This window comes from Gordonia aichiensis, assembly GCF_039946255.1.
Taxonomy (GTDB): Bacteria; Actinomycetota; Actinomycetes; order Mycobacteriales; family Mycobacteriaceae; genus Gordonia; species Gordonia aichiensis_A.
Genome location: NZ_JBCDWL010000002.1, coordinates 241,280 through 259,658, shown reverse-complemented (window position 1 = coordinate 259,658; position 18,379 = coordinate 241,280). Strand labels below are relative to the sequence as shown.

At 69.4% G+C, this 18,379-nt stretch carries 15 protein-coding genes; 9 read left to right on the top strand and 6 right to left on the bottom strand.

Annotation, left to right across the window (positions count from 1 at the left end; genetic code table 11):
• Window positions 1-22 precede the first annotated feature (22 nt).
• The 9 genes from AAFO60_RS04100 (at window position 23) to phoU (ending at window position 11,351) form a co-directional block, all read left to right on the top strand.
• A complete protein-coding gene (locus AAFO60_RS04100) occupies window positions 23-1,288 on the top strand; it encodes a MinD/ParA family ATP-binding protein (protein ID WP_347954892.1) in 1,266 nt (421 codons plus the stop codon).
• Entirely contained in the window at window positions 1,285-1,998 is a 714-nt protein-coding gene (locus tag AAFO60_RS04095; protein ID WP_347954891.1) for a hypothetical protein, read from the top strand. Before AAFO60_RS04100 ends, AAFO60_RS04095 begins: the two co-directional genes overlap by 4 nt.
• Before the next feature lie 82 nt (window positions 1,999-2,080).
• Window positions 2,081-3,343, top strand: a complete 1,263-nt coding sequence (locus AAFO60_RS04090; RefSeq protein WP_347954890.1) for a hypothetical protein — start codon at window positions 2,081-2,083, stop codon at window positions 3,341-3,343.
• Between the two features lie 108 nt (window positions 3,344-3,451).
• Complete coding sequence (locus tag AAFO60_RS04085; protein WP_347954889.1) at window positions 3,452-4,888, top strand: MFS transporter; 1,437 nt, start codon at window positions 3,452-3,454, stop codon at window positions 4,886-4,888.
• Between the two features lie 55 nt (window positions 4,889-4,943).
• Complete coding sequence (locus AAFO60_RS04080; protein ID WP_347954888.1) at window positions 4,944-5,471, top strand: nuclear transport factor 2 family protein; 528 nt, start codon at window positions 4,944-4,946, stop codon at window positions 5,469-5,471.
• A 558-nt stretch (window positions 5,472-6,029) separates the two neighbouring features.
• Window positions 6,030-7,022, top strand: a complete 993-nt coding sequence (locus tag AAFO60_RS04075) for an acyl-ACP desaturase (protein ID WP_347954887.1) — start codon at window positions 6,030-6,032, stop codon at window positions 7,020-7,022.
• A gap of 86 nt (window positions 7,023-7,108) precedes the next feature.
• Window positions 7,109-8,242 (top strand): tRNA dihydrouridine synthase DusB, encoded by a 1,134-nt coding sequence (gene dusB, locus AAFO60_RS04070; RefSeq protein ID WP_347955076.1) that lies wholly within the window; start codon window positions 7,109-7,111, stop codon window positions 8,240-8,242.
• A gap of 123 nt (window positions 8,243-8,365) precedes the next feature.
• Window positions 8,366-10,588, top strand: coding sequence for an LCP family protein (locus tag AAFO60_RS04065; RefSeq protein ID WP_347954886.1), 2,223 nt, complete (start codon window positions 8,366-8,368; stop codon window positions 10,586-10,588).
• A gap of 100 nt (window positions 10,589-10,688) precedes the next feature.
• On the top strand, window positions 10,689-11,351 hold the full coding sequence (gene phoU, locus AAFO60_RS04060) for a phosphate signaling complex protein PhoU (protein ID WP_347954885.1): 663 nt from the start codon (window positions 10,689-10,691) through the stop codon (window positions 11,349-11,351).
• 81 nt (window positions 11,352-11,432) lie between these two features.
• On the opposite strand, the gene AAFO60_RS04055 is transcribed toward phoU, so the two are convergent.
• The 6 genes from AAFO60_RS04055 to pstS all read right to left on the bottom strand — a co-directional run bounded on the left by AAFO60_RS04055 (window position 11,433) and on the right by pstS (window position 18,319).
• Entirely contained in the window at window positions 11,433-13,679 is a 2,247-nt protein-coding gene (locus AAFO60_RS04055; protein ID WP_347954884.1) for a CocE/NonD family hydrolase, read from the bottom strand.
• Window positions 13,680-13,731: 52 nt separating this feature from the next.
• Window positions 13,732-14,349, bottom strand: coding sequence for a TetR/AcrR family transcriptional regulator (locus AAFO60_RS04050; RefSeq protein WP_347954883.1), 618 nt, complete (start codon window positions 14,347-14,349; stop codon window positions 13,732-13,734).
• Window positions 14,350-14,515: 166 nt separating this feature from the next.
• Complete coding sequence (gene pstB, locus AAFO60_RS04045) at window positions 14,516-15,292, bottom strand: phosphate ABC transporter ATP-binding protein PstB (protein ID WP_347954882.1); 777 nt, start codon at window positions 15,290-15,292, stop codon at window positions 14,516-14,518.
• 2 nt (window positions 15,293-15,294) lie between these two features.
• A complete protein-coding gene (pstA, locus tag AAFO60_RS04040) occupies window positions 15,295-16,152 on the bottom strand; it encodes a phosphate ABC transporter permease PstA (RefSeq protein WP_347954881.1) in 858 nt (285 codons plus the stop codon).
• A 14-nt stretch (window positions 16,153-16,166) separates the two neighbouring features.
• Window positions 16,167-17,249: a phosphate ABC transporter permease subunit PstC gene (gene pstC / locus AAFO60_RS04035; protein WP_347954880.1), complete on the bottom strand. Its 1,083-nt coding sequence runs from the start codon at window positions 17,247-17,249 to the stop codon at window positions 16,167-16,169.
• Window positions 17,246-18,319 carry a phosphate ABC transporter substrate-binding protein PstS gene (gene pstS, locus AAFO60_RS04030; protein WP_347954879.1) on the bottom strand — a complete coding sequence of 358 codons (1,074 nt, stop codon included), beginning with the start codon at window positions 18,317-18,319 and terminating at the stop codon, window positions 17,246-17,248. The genes pstC and pstS overlap by 4 nt, the downstream gene beginning before the upstream one ends.
• Window positions 18,320-18,379: the final 60 nt, after the last annotated feature.

Genomic DNA, 18,379 nt, shown 5'->3' with positions numbered 1-18,379 from the left:
AGCCCATGGAAAGGCGACAGCAATGCAGGAGCACTCCACCCACTTCCCGTCGTGGACGACGCGGGACCCGTCGGAGGCCGCGGCCGCCCTCGACCACCCGTCCGTGGAGCCGGTCGGCCCGTACTTCGCGACCGGCGCACCCGAACCGCCGCCGCCGTCGCAGGGTCCCCCGCCACCGCATGTCGAACCGCCGTGGCATCAGCGGGTGCCCGCCGAGACCGCGTACGGATACCTGCCCGAACCACCGCGGGACCTCGCATCGCCCGCCTCCGGCGACGCCCACCGGCGGACTCCGCAGCACACGGGCGCGCCGAGGGCCGTGGCACCGCAGCAAGGGCACGCCCAGCCGCCGGCCGCCGCGGCGCCACCCCGCAGGCAGCGATCCCTGCTCGGTCGTGCCAACGGCTTCGTCGCCTTCGGCGGCACTCGGAAGAAGGATCAGATCGCGCAGCTCGCGAACCGCGTCCGACAACCGATCGGGAACGACTTCCGCCTCGCCGTGCTGTCTCTGAAGGGCGGTGTCGGGAAGACCACGGTGACCGTCGGCCTCGGTTCGGCGCTCGCGTCCCTGCGCGGCGATCGGGTGATCGCGGTCGACGCGAACCCGGACCTCGGCACGCTGGCCCGTCGCATCCCGGCGCAGACGGCGTCGACGGTGCGGGATCTGCTCCTGGACCCGCACCTCGAGCGGTACATGGACGTCCGAAGGCACACCAGCCAGGCGACCTCTCGGCTCGAGGTCCTCGCGTCCGAACGCGACCCGGCCATCTCCGAGGCATTCGGCGAGGACGACTACCTGCGCGTCATCGAGATCCTCGAGAACCACTACAACATGATCCTCATCGACTGCGGCACCGGACTGGTGCACTCCGCGATGGCGGGCGTGATGAAGTCGGCGACCTCGCTCGTCCTCGTCACCTCACCCGCCCTCGACGGTGCGCAGAGCGCGGTCGCCACCCTCGACTGGCTCCTCGCCCACGGCTACGAGCAGCTCGCGCGCGAGGCCGTCGTCGTCATCGCCGCCTCGAAGAGCAAGAACGCTCCCGTCGACGTCGAAATGCTGCGCGAGTACTTCCTCGGCCGCACCCGTGCCGTGCAGATCGTCCCGTACGACGAACACCTCGCGGTCGGCGGGTTCATCGACCTCGACGAAATGAAGCCCGCGACCCGGTCGGCGTTCCTCGAGCTCGCCGCCACGGTGGTCGAGCCGTTCGCCGTCGCACCGCCGCCGGCGTACTACGGCCCCTTCGGCGCGGCCTTTTCGGCCGGGATCGGCGGTCGGCGATGAGCGGTCCGCACGCGTCCGAGGACGGCACCGTCTTCGCCGATGACGCCGACACTCAGGAGATCCCGGTCGTCGAAGACGACGTCGACGGCGGCGCGGCGCAGACGGGACGTCGCGCGGGCGACGATCCGACCGCCTACCCGATCCTTCCGTCGGATGCGTTCGCGCCCGCACCCCGCAGGCGTGGGCGATTCGTGATGGTCGCGGCGGCCGGCGCCGTCGCCCTGGGCGTTGTCGTCGGCGGCGCGGCCTGGCAGCTCACCGGGAGCCGGGACACGGTCGCGGCTGCCGTCGCCGACGAGCCCGGCCCGGGATCCGTGCCCGCCGACGAGGCGTGTCCGACCCGCGTGGACGGGAAGGTGACCACCGGCCGCGACGCCGGCGGCACCGACAGCGGGCCGGGCGTCATCAAGGCGTTCAACGCGGCCTACTACAACCTGCGCAGCGCGGCGGCCGTCAGCGAGTTCGTGCTGCCGGCCGCACGTCAGGCCGTGATTCCGTCGATCGAGAACTTGCAGCAGGCCATCGACGCCCTTCCCCCGGCGACCGCGCACTGCCTGACCATCACCGAGCTCGACGACGGCTGGCACCGCGTCGACCTCGCCCAGTTCGACCCTGCGCCCGGCGGCGACCGGATCACCTTCCACCAACTGATCCAGACGACCCGGGAGGACGGCCGGTGGCTGATCGTGTCGAACACCGCCGTCGACTGATGCCGGCACTTCGAACACCCGTCTTCGCGCGCGGACACGCCGCGACACACCCAGTCACTGAACAATGAGGGGACCCGAGTACATGAATCCGACGACAGACACGCTCCGATCCAGCGGTCGGCCACTGGCGCAGGTGGGCCTCGCCGCGCTCGTCGCCGCCTCGATGGCGTTCGGCGCCGTCGCAGGCACCGGCGACGCCTTCGCCGCTCCCCGGCAAGGCGGCATCGGCGGCGGCGAGGCACCCCGGCAGGGCGGGTTCGGCGGGGACGACCCGGGCGAGAGGTTGCAGGGCGGCATCACGCCGACCCCCGCGCCCGAGCCGACTCCGGAGCCTGTCCCGGAAGCCGTTCCGCATGTGCCGCCGCCGACCCCGGGCCCCGGCGGTCTCCCCGCGGCGCCGACCGCGCCGCCGACCGAGTGGACCGCCGTCCCGCCGTCGTACCACGGCGGCTACGACCCGACTCCGCGCGTCATCCACGCTCCCGATCCGGCCGCGCCGAGAGTCAAACGCATCGCGCCGGCACCGCAGACGCTGCGCATCGGCAACTTCGAGAGGCCGAACAAGGACATCCCGGACTTCCCGAACAAGGCCGCGTACATCGATTGGGCCAACGGCTGGGCCGCCTACGCCGAACAGCAGATCGCCAACACCCTGATCTCGATGGGCATGGCCGAGGAGGACGAGGCCTCCCGGCAGGCTGCGGCGATCGTCATGGGCGCCGCGGGCGCCGGTGCGATCGGCGGAGCGGTCGCCTTCACCGCGACCACCGTCACCGTCGGGTTGTTCAGCGTGTCGATCGGCGCGTACGCCGGCGGCCTGACCGGCGGTCCGACCGGGGCCCTCGGCGGAGCCGCGATCGGTGCCGGTGTGGCCGTCGGCGCGGGCGCCGCCGCCGGCCTCGGCACCGCCGTCGTCGCCGGTCTCATCGGCGGTGTCGCGGGGTGGGCGCTCGGCTCCGGCGACAAGGGCCACGACGCGCCCCGCCCCGACGCGCTTCCGCAGACCGCCCCGCGCGTGACGCCGGGTCCGGCCCCTGCGACCGGTCCGAATCAGTTCGAAGTCCGGCTGGACGAGAACGCCGCCGCCCAGGCGGGACTGCCTCCCGTCGAGTACGTCGTGACCGGTCGCGGCGACGTCGACCTGTCCGCAGGCGGCGCCCGGATCGGCTGGACCGCCGAGCAGGCTCAGGCCCCGATCCAGGCGCTCGGTTCGGCGGCCCCGGCCGTCGAGAAGGCGATCGACGACGGCGTCGTCGCCGCCGCGGAGGTCGCCCGCGACGTCGTTCCCGCACTGCGGGTGGAGTGGCCGGGCCAGGGCGGGCGCCGGGCCGCGCACCACCGATAGTCCGGTCCCGGTGCCCTCGCGACCCGGGGATCCCGTCGAGGCGGGCCCCGGGTCGCGAGGGCCCTGAGCTCGGCCTCCTGCGACCGCGGCGCGTGGAATGCTGGACTCATGGCTGGGATGCGGCAGGACAATCGGACGCCGGTCCTGTTCGCCCTGATCCTGTCGATGGCTCTGGTGGCGATGGACACCACCATCGTCGCCACGGCCATCCCGCAGGTCGTCGGCGACCTGGGCGGCTTCTCTCAGATCGGCTGGGTGTTCTCGGCATATCTGCTGGCGCAGACGGTGACCATCCCGATCTACGGCAAGCTCGCCGACCTGTACGGGCGCAAGCCGATCCTGCTGTTCGGCATCGCCCTGTTCCTGCTCGGCTCGCTGCTCTCGGCGCTCTCGTGGAACATGCTCGCGCTCATCGGTTTCCGTGCGTTGCAGGGGCTGGGCGCCGGATCCATCGGCGCCACGGTGAACACCGTCGCCGGCGACATGTACAGCGTCGCAGAGCGCGGTCGGATCCAGGGATACCTGTCCAGCGTGTGGGGCATCTCAGCGGTGATCGCCCCGGCCGTCGGCGGCGTCTTCGCCGAATACGTGACGTGGCGGGCCATCTTCCTGGTGAACCTGCCGCTGGGCGCCCTGGCTCTCGGGTTGATCGTCAAACTGCTGCACGAGGACGTCGAACGGCGCAGCCACCGCATCGACTACGCGGGGGCGGCGCTGGTCCTGACCGCGTCGTCGCTGCTGATCCTGGGGCTGTTGCAGGGCGGCACCGCGTGGGCGTGGAGTTCGCCGCAGAGCATCGCGGTGTTCGTCGGCGCCGCAGTGGCGGCGGGCGGCGTGGTGATCGTGGAGAAGCGGGCCGCCGAACCGCTGATGCCCGTGCACCTGTGGGCGCGTCGGCTGCCCGCGGGCTCGTATGCGGCCACGTTGACCGCCGGGATGATGGTGATCGGACTGTCAGTGTATCTGCCGAACTGGGCACAGCACGTCCTCGGTCTCAATGCGGTGGCCGCCGGTTTCGTGCTGGCGACGATGAGTGTGACCTGGCCGACGGCGTCCGGACTGTCGGCCCGGCTGTACATGCGGATCGGTTTCCGCAACACCGCGCTGGTCGGCTCGGCCTTCGCGATCGCCTCGGGGGTGGTGTTCACGCTGATGCCGATCACCGCCGGGGTCTGGCAGCCGGTGCTGGGCGCGGCGCTGATGGGCGCCGGAATGGGACTGATCGTGTCGCCGCTGCTGGTCGGTCTGCAGAACACCGTCGGCTGGTCCGAGCGCGGCACCATCACCGGCGGTGCGATGTTCGCGCGCTTCCTGGGCCAGAGTCTGGGCGCGGCCGTCTTCGGCGCCATCACCAACAGTGTGATGGCGGGCCGGCGCGAGTCCTCGATCGCGGTGGCCACGAATGCCGCCGCGCACGCCACCTTCATCGGCCTGCTGGGAGCGGCGGTGCTGACCGCGGCGATCCTGCTGGTCCTGGTGCCCCGACACTTCCCCGCCTATGCCGCCGCCGACCCGGCTGCTGATCGCGCCGAGCCGAATCCGTGACGTCCCACGCCGATTCGACGGCGGCCCGAGGTGCCCGGCCCTATCATCGTCGCCCATGACCTCCCCCGCTTCCGCGCCCCAGTTCTCCGCCGCCGAACTCGATGAGGCTTTCGCCGGGTTCCAGCAGACCGTCGCCGAGGTGGCGGTCAGCAAGGACTGGGATCGATGGGCCGACCAGTTCACCCTCGACGCGACCTACATCGAGCACGCCTACGGCGAGTTCAGCGGCCGCGAAGAGATCCGAGTGTGGGTCAACAAGACGATGCACTCCTTCCCCGGCAGCCACATGACCGAGTACCCGTCGCTGTGGCACGTCACCGATCCCTCCACCGGCCGGGTGATCTGCGAGGTCGACAACCCGATGCGCGACCCGGGCGACGGCTCCCTGTTCACCGCCACCAACATCACGATCCTCACCTATGCGGGCGACGGTCTGTGGAGTTGCGAGGAGGACGTCTACAACCCGATGGAGTTCGGCATGATGGCGCTGCGCTGGTGCGACCGCGCGAGCGAACTCGGCACCCTGGACGAACCGGCCCGCAAATGGATGGAGAAGACGGCACCGATGTTCGGGCGCCGGTAGCGCTGGTGGTCCCCGGGTCTCGATACGCCCTCGGCTAGCGCCTCGGGCTACTCGACCACCCTGAAAGGCGGTCCTGCAGACAGCTCCGCCCCGAGCCCACACGCGAGCCCCGAGGCCCGTCGCATCGAAACCCCAGGCTCGTCGACCCCGAGCGCACACGCCAGCCTCCAGGCTCGTCGAGTAGCCCGCGAACGAAGTGAGCGAGCGTATCGAGACGCCCGCACCCGCACAACCGCCCCGAGGCGCCCCCGACCCCGAGCGCACACGCCAGCCTCCAGGCTCGTCGAGTAGCCCGCGAACGAAGTGAGCGAGCGTATCGAGACGCCCGCACCGGCGCGACCGTCTCGAGGCGCTCCCCGACCACCCGAAACCGGCTCGGCATTCGGTAACGATCTGCACCGCCGCCGCGATGAGATCCCGACGGCGGAACTTGGGACGTCACCTCCATCTGACGTAGCCTGGGATCGGTATACGCATGTCGGGCCCGTTGCGGAACACCCCGGCCGCGCCCGGAACCACCCGCCCGAGACGACCCCGAACCCGACCAGAGGAACACCGATGGCACGCGAACTCACACAACTCGAACTCCTTCGCGAGTTGGAGCCGACGGCAGAGGCGAACGTCAACCGACACCTCAAGACCGCCCGCGACTGGAATCCGCATGACTACGTGCCGTGGGACGAGGGCAAGAACTACGCGGCGCTGGGCGGCACCGACTACTCCCCCGAGGACTCGCAGCTCGACGAGGTCGCCAAGGCGGCGATGATCACCAACCTGCTGACCGAGGACAACCTGCCCTCCTACCACCGGGTGATCGCCGAGAACTTCTCGATGGACTCCGCCTGGGGCCACTGGGTGGGCCGGTGGACCGCGGAAGAGGATCGTCACGGCATCGCGATGCGCGACTACCTCGTCGTCACCCGCGGCGTCGACCCGGTCGCGCTCGAAGAAGCCCGCATGATCCACATGACCAACGGCTACGACCCGATGCTCGCCGCCGCCGACCGCGCCGAGGAGATGGCGGCCAACGGCGAAGAGGTCGGCCTGCTGCACTCGGTCGCCTACGTGACCTTCCAGGAGCTCGCCACGCGCGTGAGCCACCGCAACACCGGCAAAGCGTGCAACGACCCGATCGCCGACCGGATGCTCCAGCGGATCGCCGCCGACGAGAACCTGCACATGATCTTCTACCGCAACATCTGCGGTGCGGGCATGGATCTGTCCCCCGACCAGACGCTGCGCGCCGTCACCGACATCGTCACCAACTTCCAGATGCCGGGTGCGGGCATGCCCAACTTCCGTCGCCACGGCGTGCTGATGGCCAAGCACGGCATCTACGACCTGCGCCAGCACCTCGAAGAGGTCATCCAGCCCGTGCTGCGCAAGTGGAAGGTGTTCGAGCGCAACGACTTCGGCGCAGCCGGCGAGAAGACGCGCGACGAGCTCGCCGCCTTCCTCGAGCAGCTCGACAAGGATGCCGCCCGCTTCGAGGAGATGCGCGACCGCGCGCTCGCCCGCGAGGCCGCCAAGCGAGAGAAGCAAGCATCCTGAGTACCTCGACGCTGACCGCACCGGCGCCTTCAGACTCCACCGAAGGCGCCGGTGCGCATTCCACCCCTCAGTCCGGTCGCGCGCCCCTGCGTATCGGCTCCATCGAACTCGGCAGCCCCGTGGTGCTGGCTCCGATGGCCGGCGTCACCAACGTCGCCTTCCGCGTCCTGTGCCGCGAACTGGAGCTGGCCCGCACGGGTACCGTGTCCGGGCTGTACGTCTGCGAGATGGTGACCGCCCGCGCCCTCGTCGAACGCCACCCGGTGACGATGCACATGACCGCGTTCGATCCCAGCGAGACACCGCGGTCGATGCAGCTGTACACGGTCGACCCGGAGTACACGTACCAGGCCGCGAAGATGATCGTCGACGAGAATCTGGCCGACCACATCGACATGAACTTCGGCTGCCCGGTCCCGAAGGTCACCCGCAAGGGCGGCGGCTCGGCGATCCCGTACAAGCGACGGCTGTTCCGCAACATCGTCGCCGCGGCGGTGCGCGCCACCGAGGGCACCGACATCCCGGTGACCGTCAAGTTCCGCATCGGCATCGACGACGAGCACCACACTCATCTCGACGCCGGCCGGATCGCCGCCGAAGAGGGCGCCCAGGCGGTGGCGCTGCACGCCCGAACCGCCTCGCAGCGCTACTCCGGCACCGCTGTGTGGGATGAGATCGCCCGACTCAAAGAGCACGTGACCACCGTTCCGGTCCTGGGCAACGGCGACATCTTCGAGGCCGACGACGCCGTGGAGATGATGCGGCAGACCGGCTGCGACGGTGTCGTCGTGGGTCGCGGCTGCCTCGGCCGACCGTGGCTGTTCGCCGAACTGTCGGCCCGCCTGCGGGGTGTCGAATGCCCCACTCCGCCGAATCTGGGCGAAGTGGGCGAGATCATGATCCGCCACGGCGAACTGCTGACGGCACATCACGGCGAGACCAAGGGCATGCGGGAGATCCGCAAGCACGTGGCGTGGTACCTGCGCGGCTTCCCGGCGGGCTCGGACCTGCGCTCGTCGCTGGCGCTGGTGAAGACCCTCGACGACCTGCATGAACTGATCGATTCCCTGCCGAAGGACACCCCCTTCCCCGACGACGCGCACGGCCCCCGCGGCCGACAGGGGTCGCCGGCGTCGGTGGCGCTGCCCGAGGGGTGGCTCGACGACCCCGAGGAGGACATCGTTCCCGAAGGCGCCGAGATCATGCATTCGGGCGGTTGAGGGTCGCTGCCGATCGCGCACAGCCCGAGGTTCTCAGCCGTTCCCTTTAAGATGTGCCAAGCACGACGACACTCCGCGCCCGGCCCGTGTCGCTAAGTTCCGAAGCATTGAAAGTGAAGCACTGTGAGTTCTGACCGTCCCGGCTCCCCCGAGTCCGACGACGATTCGCCGACCCAGTCGCGGCGGATCCGTCGGCCGGGTCGGGACGCGGGGACCTACGACTTCCGCACTCGCTTCGGCGACGCCCCGGGCGCCTCGTCGGCCCAGCCGGAGGGCCTGCGCGAACCCTCCTCCCGCGAGGGCTACGTCCGACCCCGGGGCCGACTGACCGTCCGTCAGCTGATGGAGCAGATGGGCGTCGACGAGAGCGGCGCCCCGGCCCCGAATCCGCGGGCCCGAACAGCAGTCCCCCGACCGCCGTCACGGCCGCAGCCGGCTCCCGGACCCGACGATCCCGCCTCCAACGAGGTCACCCAGATGATTCCGCCGGTCACCGACGGACCGTCGGTGGACCTGTCGGACACCGCGACCACCGCGCGCCTCTCGCAGGAGTCGCGGGCGCAGCGGCAGGCGCCGCCCCGCCCGCCCGCGCAGACGAAGATCACCCGCAGCCCGGCCGCGATGGACGCCGAGGCCGCCGGCCGGGCAACCGCCGATCCGGCATCGTCGAAGTCGGAGGATCCGAAGCCGGAGGCGCCGAGTGCGGCGGACACCGATGTCGATTCCGGGGAGGACGCGGGGCGTCGACGTCGTCCCCTGGAACCGACGCCGGATCTGACCGCCGCACTGACGAAGATCGGTCGCGAACGAACCGCCGCCGCCGACCGTCGCCGCACGCGCGATGTGGCGACGAAGACCGGCCGCATCCTGCTGGGGCTGGCGTGCGCCTTGTCGCTGGTCGGCACCGGAGCCGTCTGGAACTGGATGCGCAGCGTCAACGGCGGGTGGAACGTGGTCAACGCACTCGACCCCGACAACGCGAACATTCGCAAACCGCAGGACCAGCACGGCGACGAGACCTATCTGATCGTCGGCACCGATACCCGGTCGGGCAAGAACTCGAAGGTCGGCGCCGGTGACGCCTCGGCGGTGGAGGGCGCCCGCTCCGACACGGTGCTGCTGGTGAACATCCCCGCCGACCGCAGCCGGGTCGTCGCGGTGTCGTGGCCGCGCGACCTCGCCGTCGACCGCCCCGAGTGTCAGGCCTGGAACAGCGACACCCACGAGTATTCGGGCACCCTCGAGGCCGCCACCTCGGTCAAGCTCAACGGCGTCTACGCCGACGGCGGCCCCAACTGCCTGGTCAAGACGCTCACCCAGATCAGCGGCTTGAACATCAATCACTTCATCGCCATGGACTTCTCCGGATTCGAGCATGTGGTCCGCACCCTGGGCGGGGTCGAGGTCTGCTCGACGGTGCCGCTCTACGACTACGAGCTCGGCAACATCCTGAAGAAGGCGGGCACCAAGAAGCTGACCGGCCGCCAGGCCCTGAACTATGTTCGCGCCCGCCACATCTCGGTGGAGGGCAACGGCGACTACGGCCGGATCAAACGGCAGCAGTTGTTCATGTCGTCGCTGCTGCGCGCGTCGCTGTCCGGGGACGTGCTGTCGAATCCGTCGAAGCTCAACAAGATCGTCAAGACGTTCATCGACTACAGCTACGTCGACAACGTCGACACCGATTCGCTGATCCAGCTCGCCGAGTCGATGCAGGGCATGGAGGCCGGCCGGGTCACGTTCCTGACGATCCCGACCTCGGGCACCTCGACCGACGGCGAGAGCAATGAGATCCCCCGGATGGACGACATCGACGCGATCTTCAACGCCATCATCGACGACAAGCCGCTGCCCGGCGAGAAGAAGAACAAGCCGAAGAGCACCACGACGGCCGCCGCCCCCACATCGAAGGCGCCCGCACCGCGCACCGAGCTGACCGCGCAGTACCCGTCGAACATCAGCGTTCGGGTGCTCAACGGCACCGAGACGCCGGGGCTCGCCGGTTCGGTGATGGAGGAACTGGTGCGGCAGGGCATCGACGTGGCCGGTGTCGCCGACTCGTCGGAGAAGCGCACCGACACCGTCGTCCGCTACGGCCCCGGCGAGAAGGACACCGCCGCCACCATCGCCAAGATGTTCCCCGGCGCCAAGATCCAGGCCGACAGCACCGTCAAGGCAGGCGTCGAGGTGATCGTCGGCTCCGACTTCGGCGGCGTCGAGACCGTCAGCGCACTCCCGACCCCGGGCACCTCGCTCACCGTGGGCGAACTTCCCGCCAACGTCGACAACAGCGATCTGCCCAACGATCTGTCGGTGACCAACGCCGGCGACACGACCTGCGCGTAGCGCCGGCGTTCGCCGGTCGCCTCCCCCGGCCGCTGAATGTTCACGCCGACTTCACCGTCGCGGTCCGGGCGCTCAATCGGCCTTCCGTAAACTGGTGGATATGCGTGACGCTTATCAGGAGCAGATGGCTGCCCTAAACACCATCCTCGGGGAGATGGTCGACGAGGTCGGTGCAGCGATGGCTCAGGCCACCCAGGCCCTGCTCGAAGGTGACCTCGAGTTGGCGGAGCAGGTGATCTCCGACCACGACTCCGTCGCCGAGAAGTCGGCCGAAGCCGAGGATCAGGCCTTTCAGCTCTTGGCACTGCAGGCACCGGTTGCGGGCGACCTGCGGTCGGTGGTCAGCGGGTTCCAGCTCGTCTCCGAGATCGATCGGATGGGGGCCCTGGCCCTGCACGTGGCGAAGGTGGCCCGGCGCAGGCATCCGGCGAAGGTCCTGCCCGAGGAGGTCGCGGGCTACTTCGAGGAGATGGGCCGACTGGCCGTCGAACTGGCGCACAACGCGCGTCGGGTGCTGGAGAACCAGGACTACCACGACGCGCTCAGCCTGATGGACGACGACGACGCGATGGACGATCTGCACCGCCACCTGTTCACCGTGATGATGGACCGCGAGTGGGAGTACGGGGTGGCGGCCGCCGTCGACGTGACCCTGCTGGGTCGCTATTACGAACGCTTCGCCGACCACGCCGTCCTCATCGCCCGCCGCGTCGTCTTCCAGGCCACCGGCAAGACCCCCGAGCAGTTGATCGAAGCGAGCTGACAGAGTCGGCTCGACCCCCGGCAGACGCGAAGCGCCGAGGCCCCGTCCGGGCCTCGGCGCTTCGCGTCGGTTCGCCGCGGGCTATCCCCCGTTGAACGCGGACCGGTAGGGTCGGCAGGCCGAACCGCGCAGGAAGCCGCAGTCGGGGCCGGCGCCGGGGACGGTGCCGCCGATGACCGGGAGCGTCACGTACGAGCCGCTCAGGTCGACGGTGTCGACGACCCGGCCGCCGGTGGCGGGGGTGGTGAACTGCCAGGCGGGAAGGTCGCCGCCGGGTGGGGACACCACGATGCGGATCCGGTTGCCCTTGCGGAATCCGTGCATCACCGGGTTGATCGGGACGGTGATCTGGTTGTAGCCGTCAGCGAGCGGGATCTGCCGGGTGAAGTCCGGCTCGGTGCCGTCGCCGCGGAAGCTGGACCGCAGGACGCCGGTGCCCACCGAGGTCTCCTGACCTCGCGCGTTCACCTCGGTGACGGTGACCTGCAGGTCGGTGACCTTCGCCGTGCTCGCCAGCCGCAGTGTCACCGAGCCGTTGCCGAGCATCACCTTGTCGGCGGGCAGCGGTGCGCTGATGAAGCCGAGGCCGCTGCGGCCCGGCGCCGGGCGCCAGTCGTAGTCCGGGTGCACGCCCCAGGCCGCCGCGGTGTCGGTCGCGGCGGTCGCCACGGTGTTCGACGGACGGTTGGCCGGGTTCGGCCGGAACGAGACCGTGCCCGTCCCCGCGGACGTGCCCAGCCGCCCCTTGGCGTTCAGGTAGAGCCTCTCGGTGCTCGTGGGCCAGCCGGTGAGCGATCGTTGCCACGGGGACGACAGTCCGCCCGGGCCTGCGGCCCCGCCGCCGTTGTCGAACAGCGCCCAGACGCGGGGCGTATTCGCCTTGAACCGCGCCTTGGCCGCGGTCACCGACGGGGCGTCGCTGAAGCGGACCGCCGGAATCGTCTGTCCCGGAGCCGAAGTCGCGGCCGGGAACACGACGGTGCCCAGCGGCTGCATGGTCGGCGGCGTGTGCGGGACCTGGTCGGCGACGAAGATCTGCAGGAACTCCGCCCACCGCGAGAGGATCTGCGGGCCCAGCGAGTCGAAGTGGTGACCGTTGATGATGTTGACCCACACGTCGGGGTTGTGGTCGAGATGCTTGATGAGATTCACCCAGTTCGGGCCGGTCTGCTCGTCCTGGGCGGCACCCACCAGGAACACCGGGACGTCGATCCGATCGGTCCAGTCCGGGATCGACCGGTCGCGGTAGACCTTCGACGCGCGCGTCGGATTCTCGCGGATGAGCTTGAAGACGTCCTGCGTCTGCAGTCGGAGCTTCTGATTGTCCGTGCAGATCCTGTCGCCGCCGCGGACCCGGGCCTGCGCCCACTCCTGGCCGCCGCGCGGGGCCGGCCGCGCCTGCTGGACGCGTTCGCGGAGCCACGAGTTGGCGAAACCCTTGTTGTAGATGCCGCCGGGCAATCCGGTCGAGTACAGGTCGTCGGTGGTGCTCATCGGCGCGATCGCGGCCAGGTGCGGCGGACGCGTTCCCGCGGCGTACATCTGCGAGATCCCCGAGAACGAGATGCCGACCATGCCCACCTTGTTGCCCGACACCCACTTCTGCCGACCGACGGTCTCGATGACGTCGTACGCGTCGAACGCGGCGGCGTCGTCGAAGAGTCCGAAATCACCGCCGCTGCATCCGCTTCCACGCATCTGCAGGCTGACGGTGGCGAACCCGAGCATCTGGGTCGCCAGGGTCGCGCCGACGATGACCGATGATTCCGGCGAGTCCGGCGGAACCCCGTCCCGGCCGGTGACCGCCGTGCCCACCGCACCGACGATCAAGTCGCCGGGCGCGGCGTTGGGATATCCGGAGTACTCGATGACGGTCGGGAACGGACCGTCGGCCAGGGTCTTTCCGTAGGGCAGCCGGACCGTCGCGGCCAGCGAGATGCCGTCGCGGACCTTCACGTAGTTGAGCCCCTGGTGCAGCTTCTGCCCATACAGCGCAGGGTCGGGCGGCGGTGCGGTGCGACCGGTCACCGATACTTGGGCGCTCTTGATGCCTGCTCCGACGAAGCGGTATGCGCCGGGCGCCAGGTCGCGCACGATCAACGATCCCAATCGATCCGCGACGCCCGAGCCGACCTTCTCGCCGGCCGCGTCGACCAGGGTGAGCCCGGTGCCCGGCCGCGCATCGGTCAGATAGGCCTGCGTGACGCCGCCACCGACGTGCACCGACTGCGCGGCGTCCGCGGGTGGCGCGGCCAGCCCGCCGGCCGCCGTGGCGACGACGGCGGCCACGGCGACCGCCGCGCGCACCGCGTATCGATTCTTGAACAACGTGATCCCCGATCCTGTGCTGTCGCCCCGAGGCGGTCGGGGCCCCGTCTCGCTATCGCCGGACGTATCCGAGCAGCAGTGCCGCGCCGCCGTCAGCGATGCGCTGCACGACGTCGTGGTCACCGGTGCCCAGGTAGCTCAGCGTCATTCCGTCCGTCATCGCCACGACGATCGTCGCCAACTCCCGAGGCGGCAGCGCCCACGTGATCCCGGTCGATTCGGCGGCGACCTCGAGCAGACCCGAGACCAGCTCGTAGTACCCGCGGTAGAGGCGGTCGGCCAGATGCTCCAGACCCTCGGTGCGCTGCGCGTACAGCGCCAACTCCACCAGTGCGTATTCGCGCTCTCGGTTCTCGATGAGATCGTGCTTGAAGGCCGCGAAGGCCGCCGCCAGGATGTCGACGATGTCCATCGTCGCCGAGGCGAAGAACGCCGACGCCTCGCCGAGCCAGCCGCTCATGGCGGCCAGCTCCTGCGCGATGCCGTGCTCGACGACCGCGGCGAGCAGTTCGTCACGGGAGGCGAAGGCATAGAACAGACTCGACTGCCCGACGTTCGCCTCTTCGGCGATCCGACGCGTGGTCGCAGCCTCGACACCGTCGCGCGCGATGACCCGCATGGTCGCCTCGATCGCAGACTCGCGCCGCTGCTGAACTGTGAGTCTCGCCATTTCACCTTCAAAGTTGATCGATCGATCGATATGATGACAGTACGTGACGGTAGTCACCGGGGATGTGAAAAAGCAACCCGGACCATGCAGGGGGCATGGTCCGGGTTGTTTCGTCTGTTCAGTTGACGCTCCGCGTCGGGGGGCGTTCGGCGAGGCGCGACGCGGCCTAGCCGAAACGGCCGGAGATGTAGTCCTCGGTCTCCTTGCGTTCCGGGTTGGAGAAGACGTCGAGCGTCGCGCCGACCTCGACGAGCTCACCGGGCCGACCGGCCCCGGCGAGGTTGAAGAAGGCGGTCTGATCGCTCACCCGAGCGGCCTGCTGCATGTTGTGGGTGACGATCACGATCGTGTATTCGCTCTTCAGCTCGGCGATCAAGTCCTCGATCGCCAGCGTCGAGATCGGATCGAGCGCCGAACACGGCTCATCCATCAGCAGGACCTGCGGGGAGACCGCGATGGCCCGGGCGATGCACAGCCGCTGCTGCTGGCCGCCGGAGAGTCCGCCGCCGGGCTTGTCGAGCCGGTCCTTGACCTCGTTCCACAGGTTGGCGCCGCGCAGGCTGGCCTCGGCGACCTCGTCGAGGCGGGCCTTGTCCCGCACCCCGGCGAGCTTGAGGCCGGCGACCACGTTGTCGCGGATCGACATCGTCGGAAACGGGTTGGCGCGCTGGAAGACCATGCCGACGGTGGTGCGGACGCTGACCGGGTCGACGCCCTTGTCGTACAGATCCAGGCCGTCGAGGCGGACCGAGCCGGTCGCGTACGCACCGGGCGTCACCTCGTGCATGCGGTTGAGGGTGCGCAGCACCGTCGACTTGCCGCATCCGGACGGGCCGATGAAGGCGGTGACCGACTTGGGCGCGATCTTCAGCGAGACGTCCTTCACCGCGTGGAACTCGCCGTAATAGACGTTCAGATCTTCAATGGTCAGGCTCTTGGCCATCGCTAGCTTCTCTCCATTCGGGGTCCGGTGAATCGCGAGAGCACCCGCGCCAGGACGTAGACGATCGCCACCGCGATCACCAGCGTCAGCGCGGCACCCCAGACCGTCTCGTATCCACTCGGGCCCTTGTTGTATTCCTGCAGCATCATCAGCGGCAGCGACTGCTGATTGCCGACGAACGGGTTCACGTTCATGGCGCGGGTGGCGCCGACCAGGATCAGCACCGGCGCCGACTCGCCCATCACGCGAGCGATGGCCAGCATGATTCCGGTGATGATGCCCGACATCGCCGTCGGCAGGACGACCCGCAGGATCGTCTTCCACTTCGGCACGCCGAGCGCATACGCCGCCTCGCGCAGATCCTGCGGAACGATCTTCAGCATCTCCTCGGTGGCCCGCACCACCAGCGGCACCATCAGCAGCACCAACGCCAGCGCGACGGCGAAGCCCGACCGCGGCATGTCGAGCGTGGTCCGCCAGACGGCGTAGACGAACAGCGCCGCGACGATCGACGGCACCCCCGACAGCACGTCGACCATGAAGGTCGCCACACGCACGAGGCGGCGCCCGGTGTCGGCGTATTCGACCAGGTAGATCGCCACCAGCACGCCCAGGGGGACGGCGACCACCGCGGCGATCGCCGTCTGGATCAGGGTGCCGACGATCGCATTCGCTGCACCGCCGTAGCGTTCGGACTGCAGCCACCACGCCGGGTCGAGGATCGGTCCGATGCCTCGTGCGACGAGCGTGAAGACCAGCCAGCCCAGGGGCAGGATCGCCAGCACGACGGCCGCGGTGACCGCTGCGCGCACCGAGGCGTCGGCGTAGCGGCGGCGCGAGGACAGTTGGGTCAGTTCCATGTTCTTCCTCCTGCTCAGGCCCGAGCGGCTCGTCGTGCGATGATGCCGCGCGCGGCGGCATTGACGATGAACGTGAGCGCGAACAGGACCAGGCCGGCCGAGATGTAGGCGCCGGTCTTGAGCGGCGAGTCGAATTCGGCGGCGTTGTTCGCGATGATCGTGGCGAAGGTCTGACCGCTCTCCAACAGGTTGAAGTTGATCGGGCCGGCGGTGGAGATGATCAGCAGCAGTGCCATCGTCTCGCCGAGTGCGCGGCCCAGACCGAGCATCGCGCCGCTGATGTATCCGGAGAAGCCGAAGGGCATCACCGCGTACCGGACCACTTCCCACTGGGTGGCGCCGAGCGCGAGCGCGGCCTCCCGGTGGCTGCGCGGGGTCTGTGCGAAGACCTCGCGGGTGACGGCGGTGATGACGGGCAGGATCATCACCGCGAGCACGATGCCCGCCGTCAGCAGGGTGCCGCCGGTCGACATGTTCGCGGCGTTCTCCGGCTCGGTGAAGAAGGGCAGGAAGCCGAGATTGTCGACCAGCCACCGGTTCGGGCCGACCATCGCCGGCCCCAGCACGAGGATGCCCCACAGGCCGTAGACGATGGAGGGGACCGCCGCCAGCAGATCGACGACGTAGGCGATCGGCGCGGCGAGCCGCTTCGGCGAGTACTCGGTCACGAACAGGGCGATGCCCAGGGCGATCGGCATCGCGATGAGCAGCGCGATCACCGAGACGAGGACCGTCGCATAGAACTGCTGCGGGATGCCGAACTCGAGCGTCGATCCCGAGACGACCCACGAGCCGGTGTAGGTGAAGAAGTTGGCGGAGTTCTTGGCCAGCGCCGGAATCGCCTGAATCAACAGGAACAGCGCGATGAGTCCGATGACGACCGAGACCAGCAGACCCGAACCGGTGGCGAGGGATCGCATGACGCGGTCCCCGACACGGGAGACAGCCGAGCCGGTACGAATACCGGACTCGGCTGCTCTCCGTCGCGCACTGGCCGCTCGAGGCGCCGGAAAAGCGGCTTCCTCGAGCGATTCGGACACTGCCGGGTCCCCGTCGCTTTCAGCGAGCGGGTTCACGGGGGTGTCCGATCTGGTCACAGCGCGTCGATCGTTCCGCGCAGCTTGGTCTTGAAGGTCTCAGGCAGCGGCACGTAGCCGAGCTTGTCGAGGCCGTCCTGGCCCTTGTCGAGGATGGTGCTGAACGCCGACTTGAGATTCTTCGAGACCGCCGAGTCCGAGTATCCGGTCGAGCAGACGATCTCGTAGGTGGTCAGCACCAGCGGGTAGGCGCCGGCCTCCTTCAGGCCGTACAGCGCCTTCGTGTCGACGACGAGGTCCTTGCTCTCGGGCTTGACGAACTTCGCCGCGTCGAGCGCCTTGCCCGCCGACTCCTTGGTCAGCTCGGTGGCACCGGCACCGAAATCGATCGCGGCGACGCTGAGGCCGTTCTCCGTGGCGAAGCCCCACTCGACGTAGGTGATCGAACCGGGGGTCTTCTTCACGGTGTCGCCGACACCGGTCGACTTGGCCGCGCCCGAGCCGCCGTGCCCGGTCCATTCCTTGCTGTGCGCGTACGGCCATTCGGCCGGCGCCGCGGTGTTCAGGTAGCGGGTGAAGTTGTCGGTGGTGCCCGAGCTGTCGCTGCGGTGCACCGGCACGATGGCGGTCGACGGGAGCTTGGCCGCGGGGTTGAGCGCCTTGATCGCGGCGTCGTCCCACTTGGTGATCTTGGAGTCGAAGATCTTGGCCATCACCGACGCGTTGAGGTTCAGCTTCTCCACGCCCGGGACGTTGAACGCCACCGCGACGGGGCCGGCGACCAGCGGCAGGTGCCAGGCCTCGTTACCGCCGCAGCGCGCGTTGGCCGAGGCCACCTCCGCGTCCTTCAGCGGCGAGTCCGAGCCGGCGAAGTCGGCGTCACCGGCGATGAACTTCTTGACGCCGTCGCCCGACCCCGAACCGGTGTAGTCGAGGCTGACGCCGCCGTTGTCGGTGAGGACCTGCGCGAAGTGCTCCATGGCCTTCTGCTGTGCCGTCGACCCTTCGCCGGTGATCGAACCGGCCGACGACGAGTTGCCGCCGCCACACGCGGTGAGGACGAGGGAGGCTGCAGCCACGCCGGCTGCAGCGACGCCCGCGGTGCGGACGAACTTCGGGGACACGCTCATGGGAGGGGGCTCGCCTTTCAAATCTGTTCAGGTGACGAGCCGAAACTATCGACGCCCGGT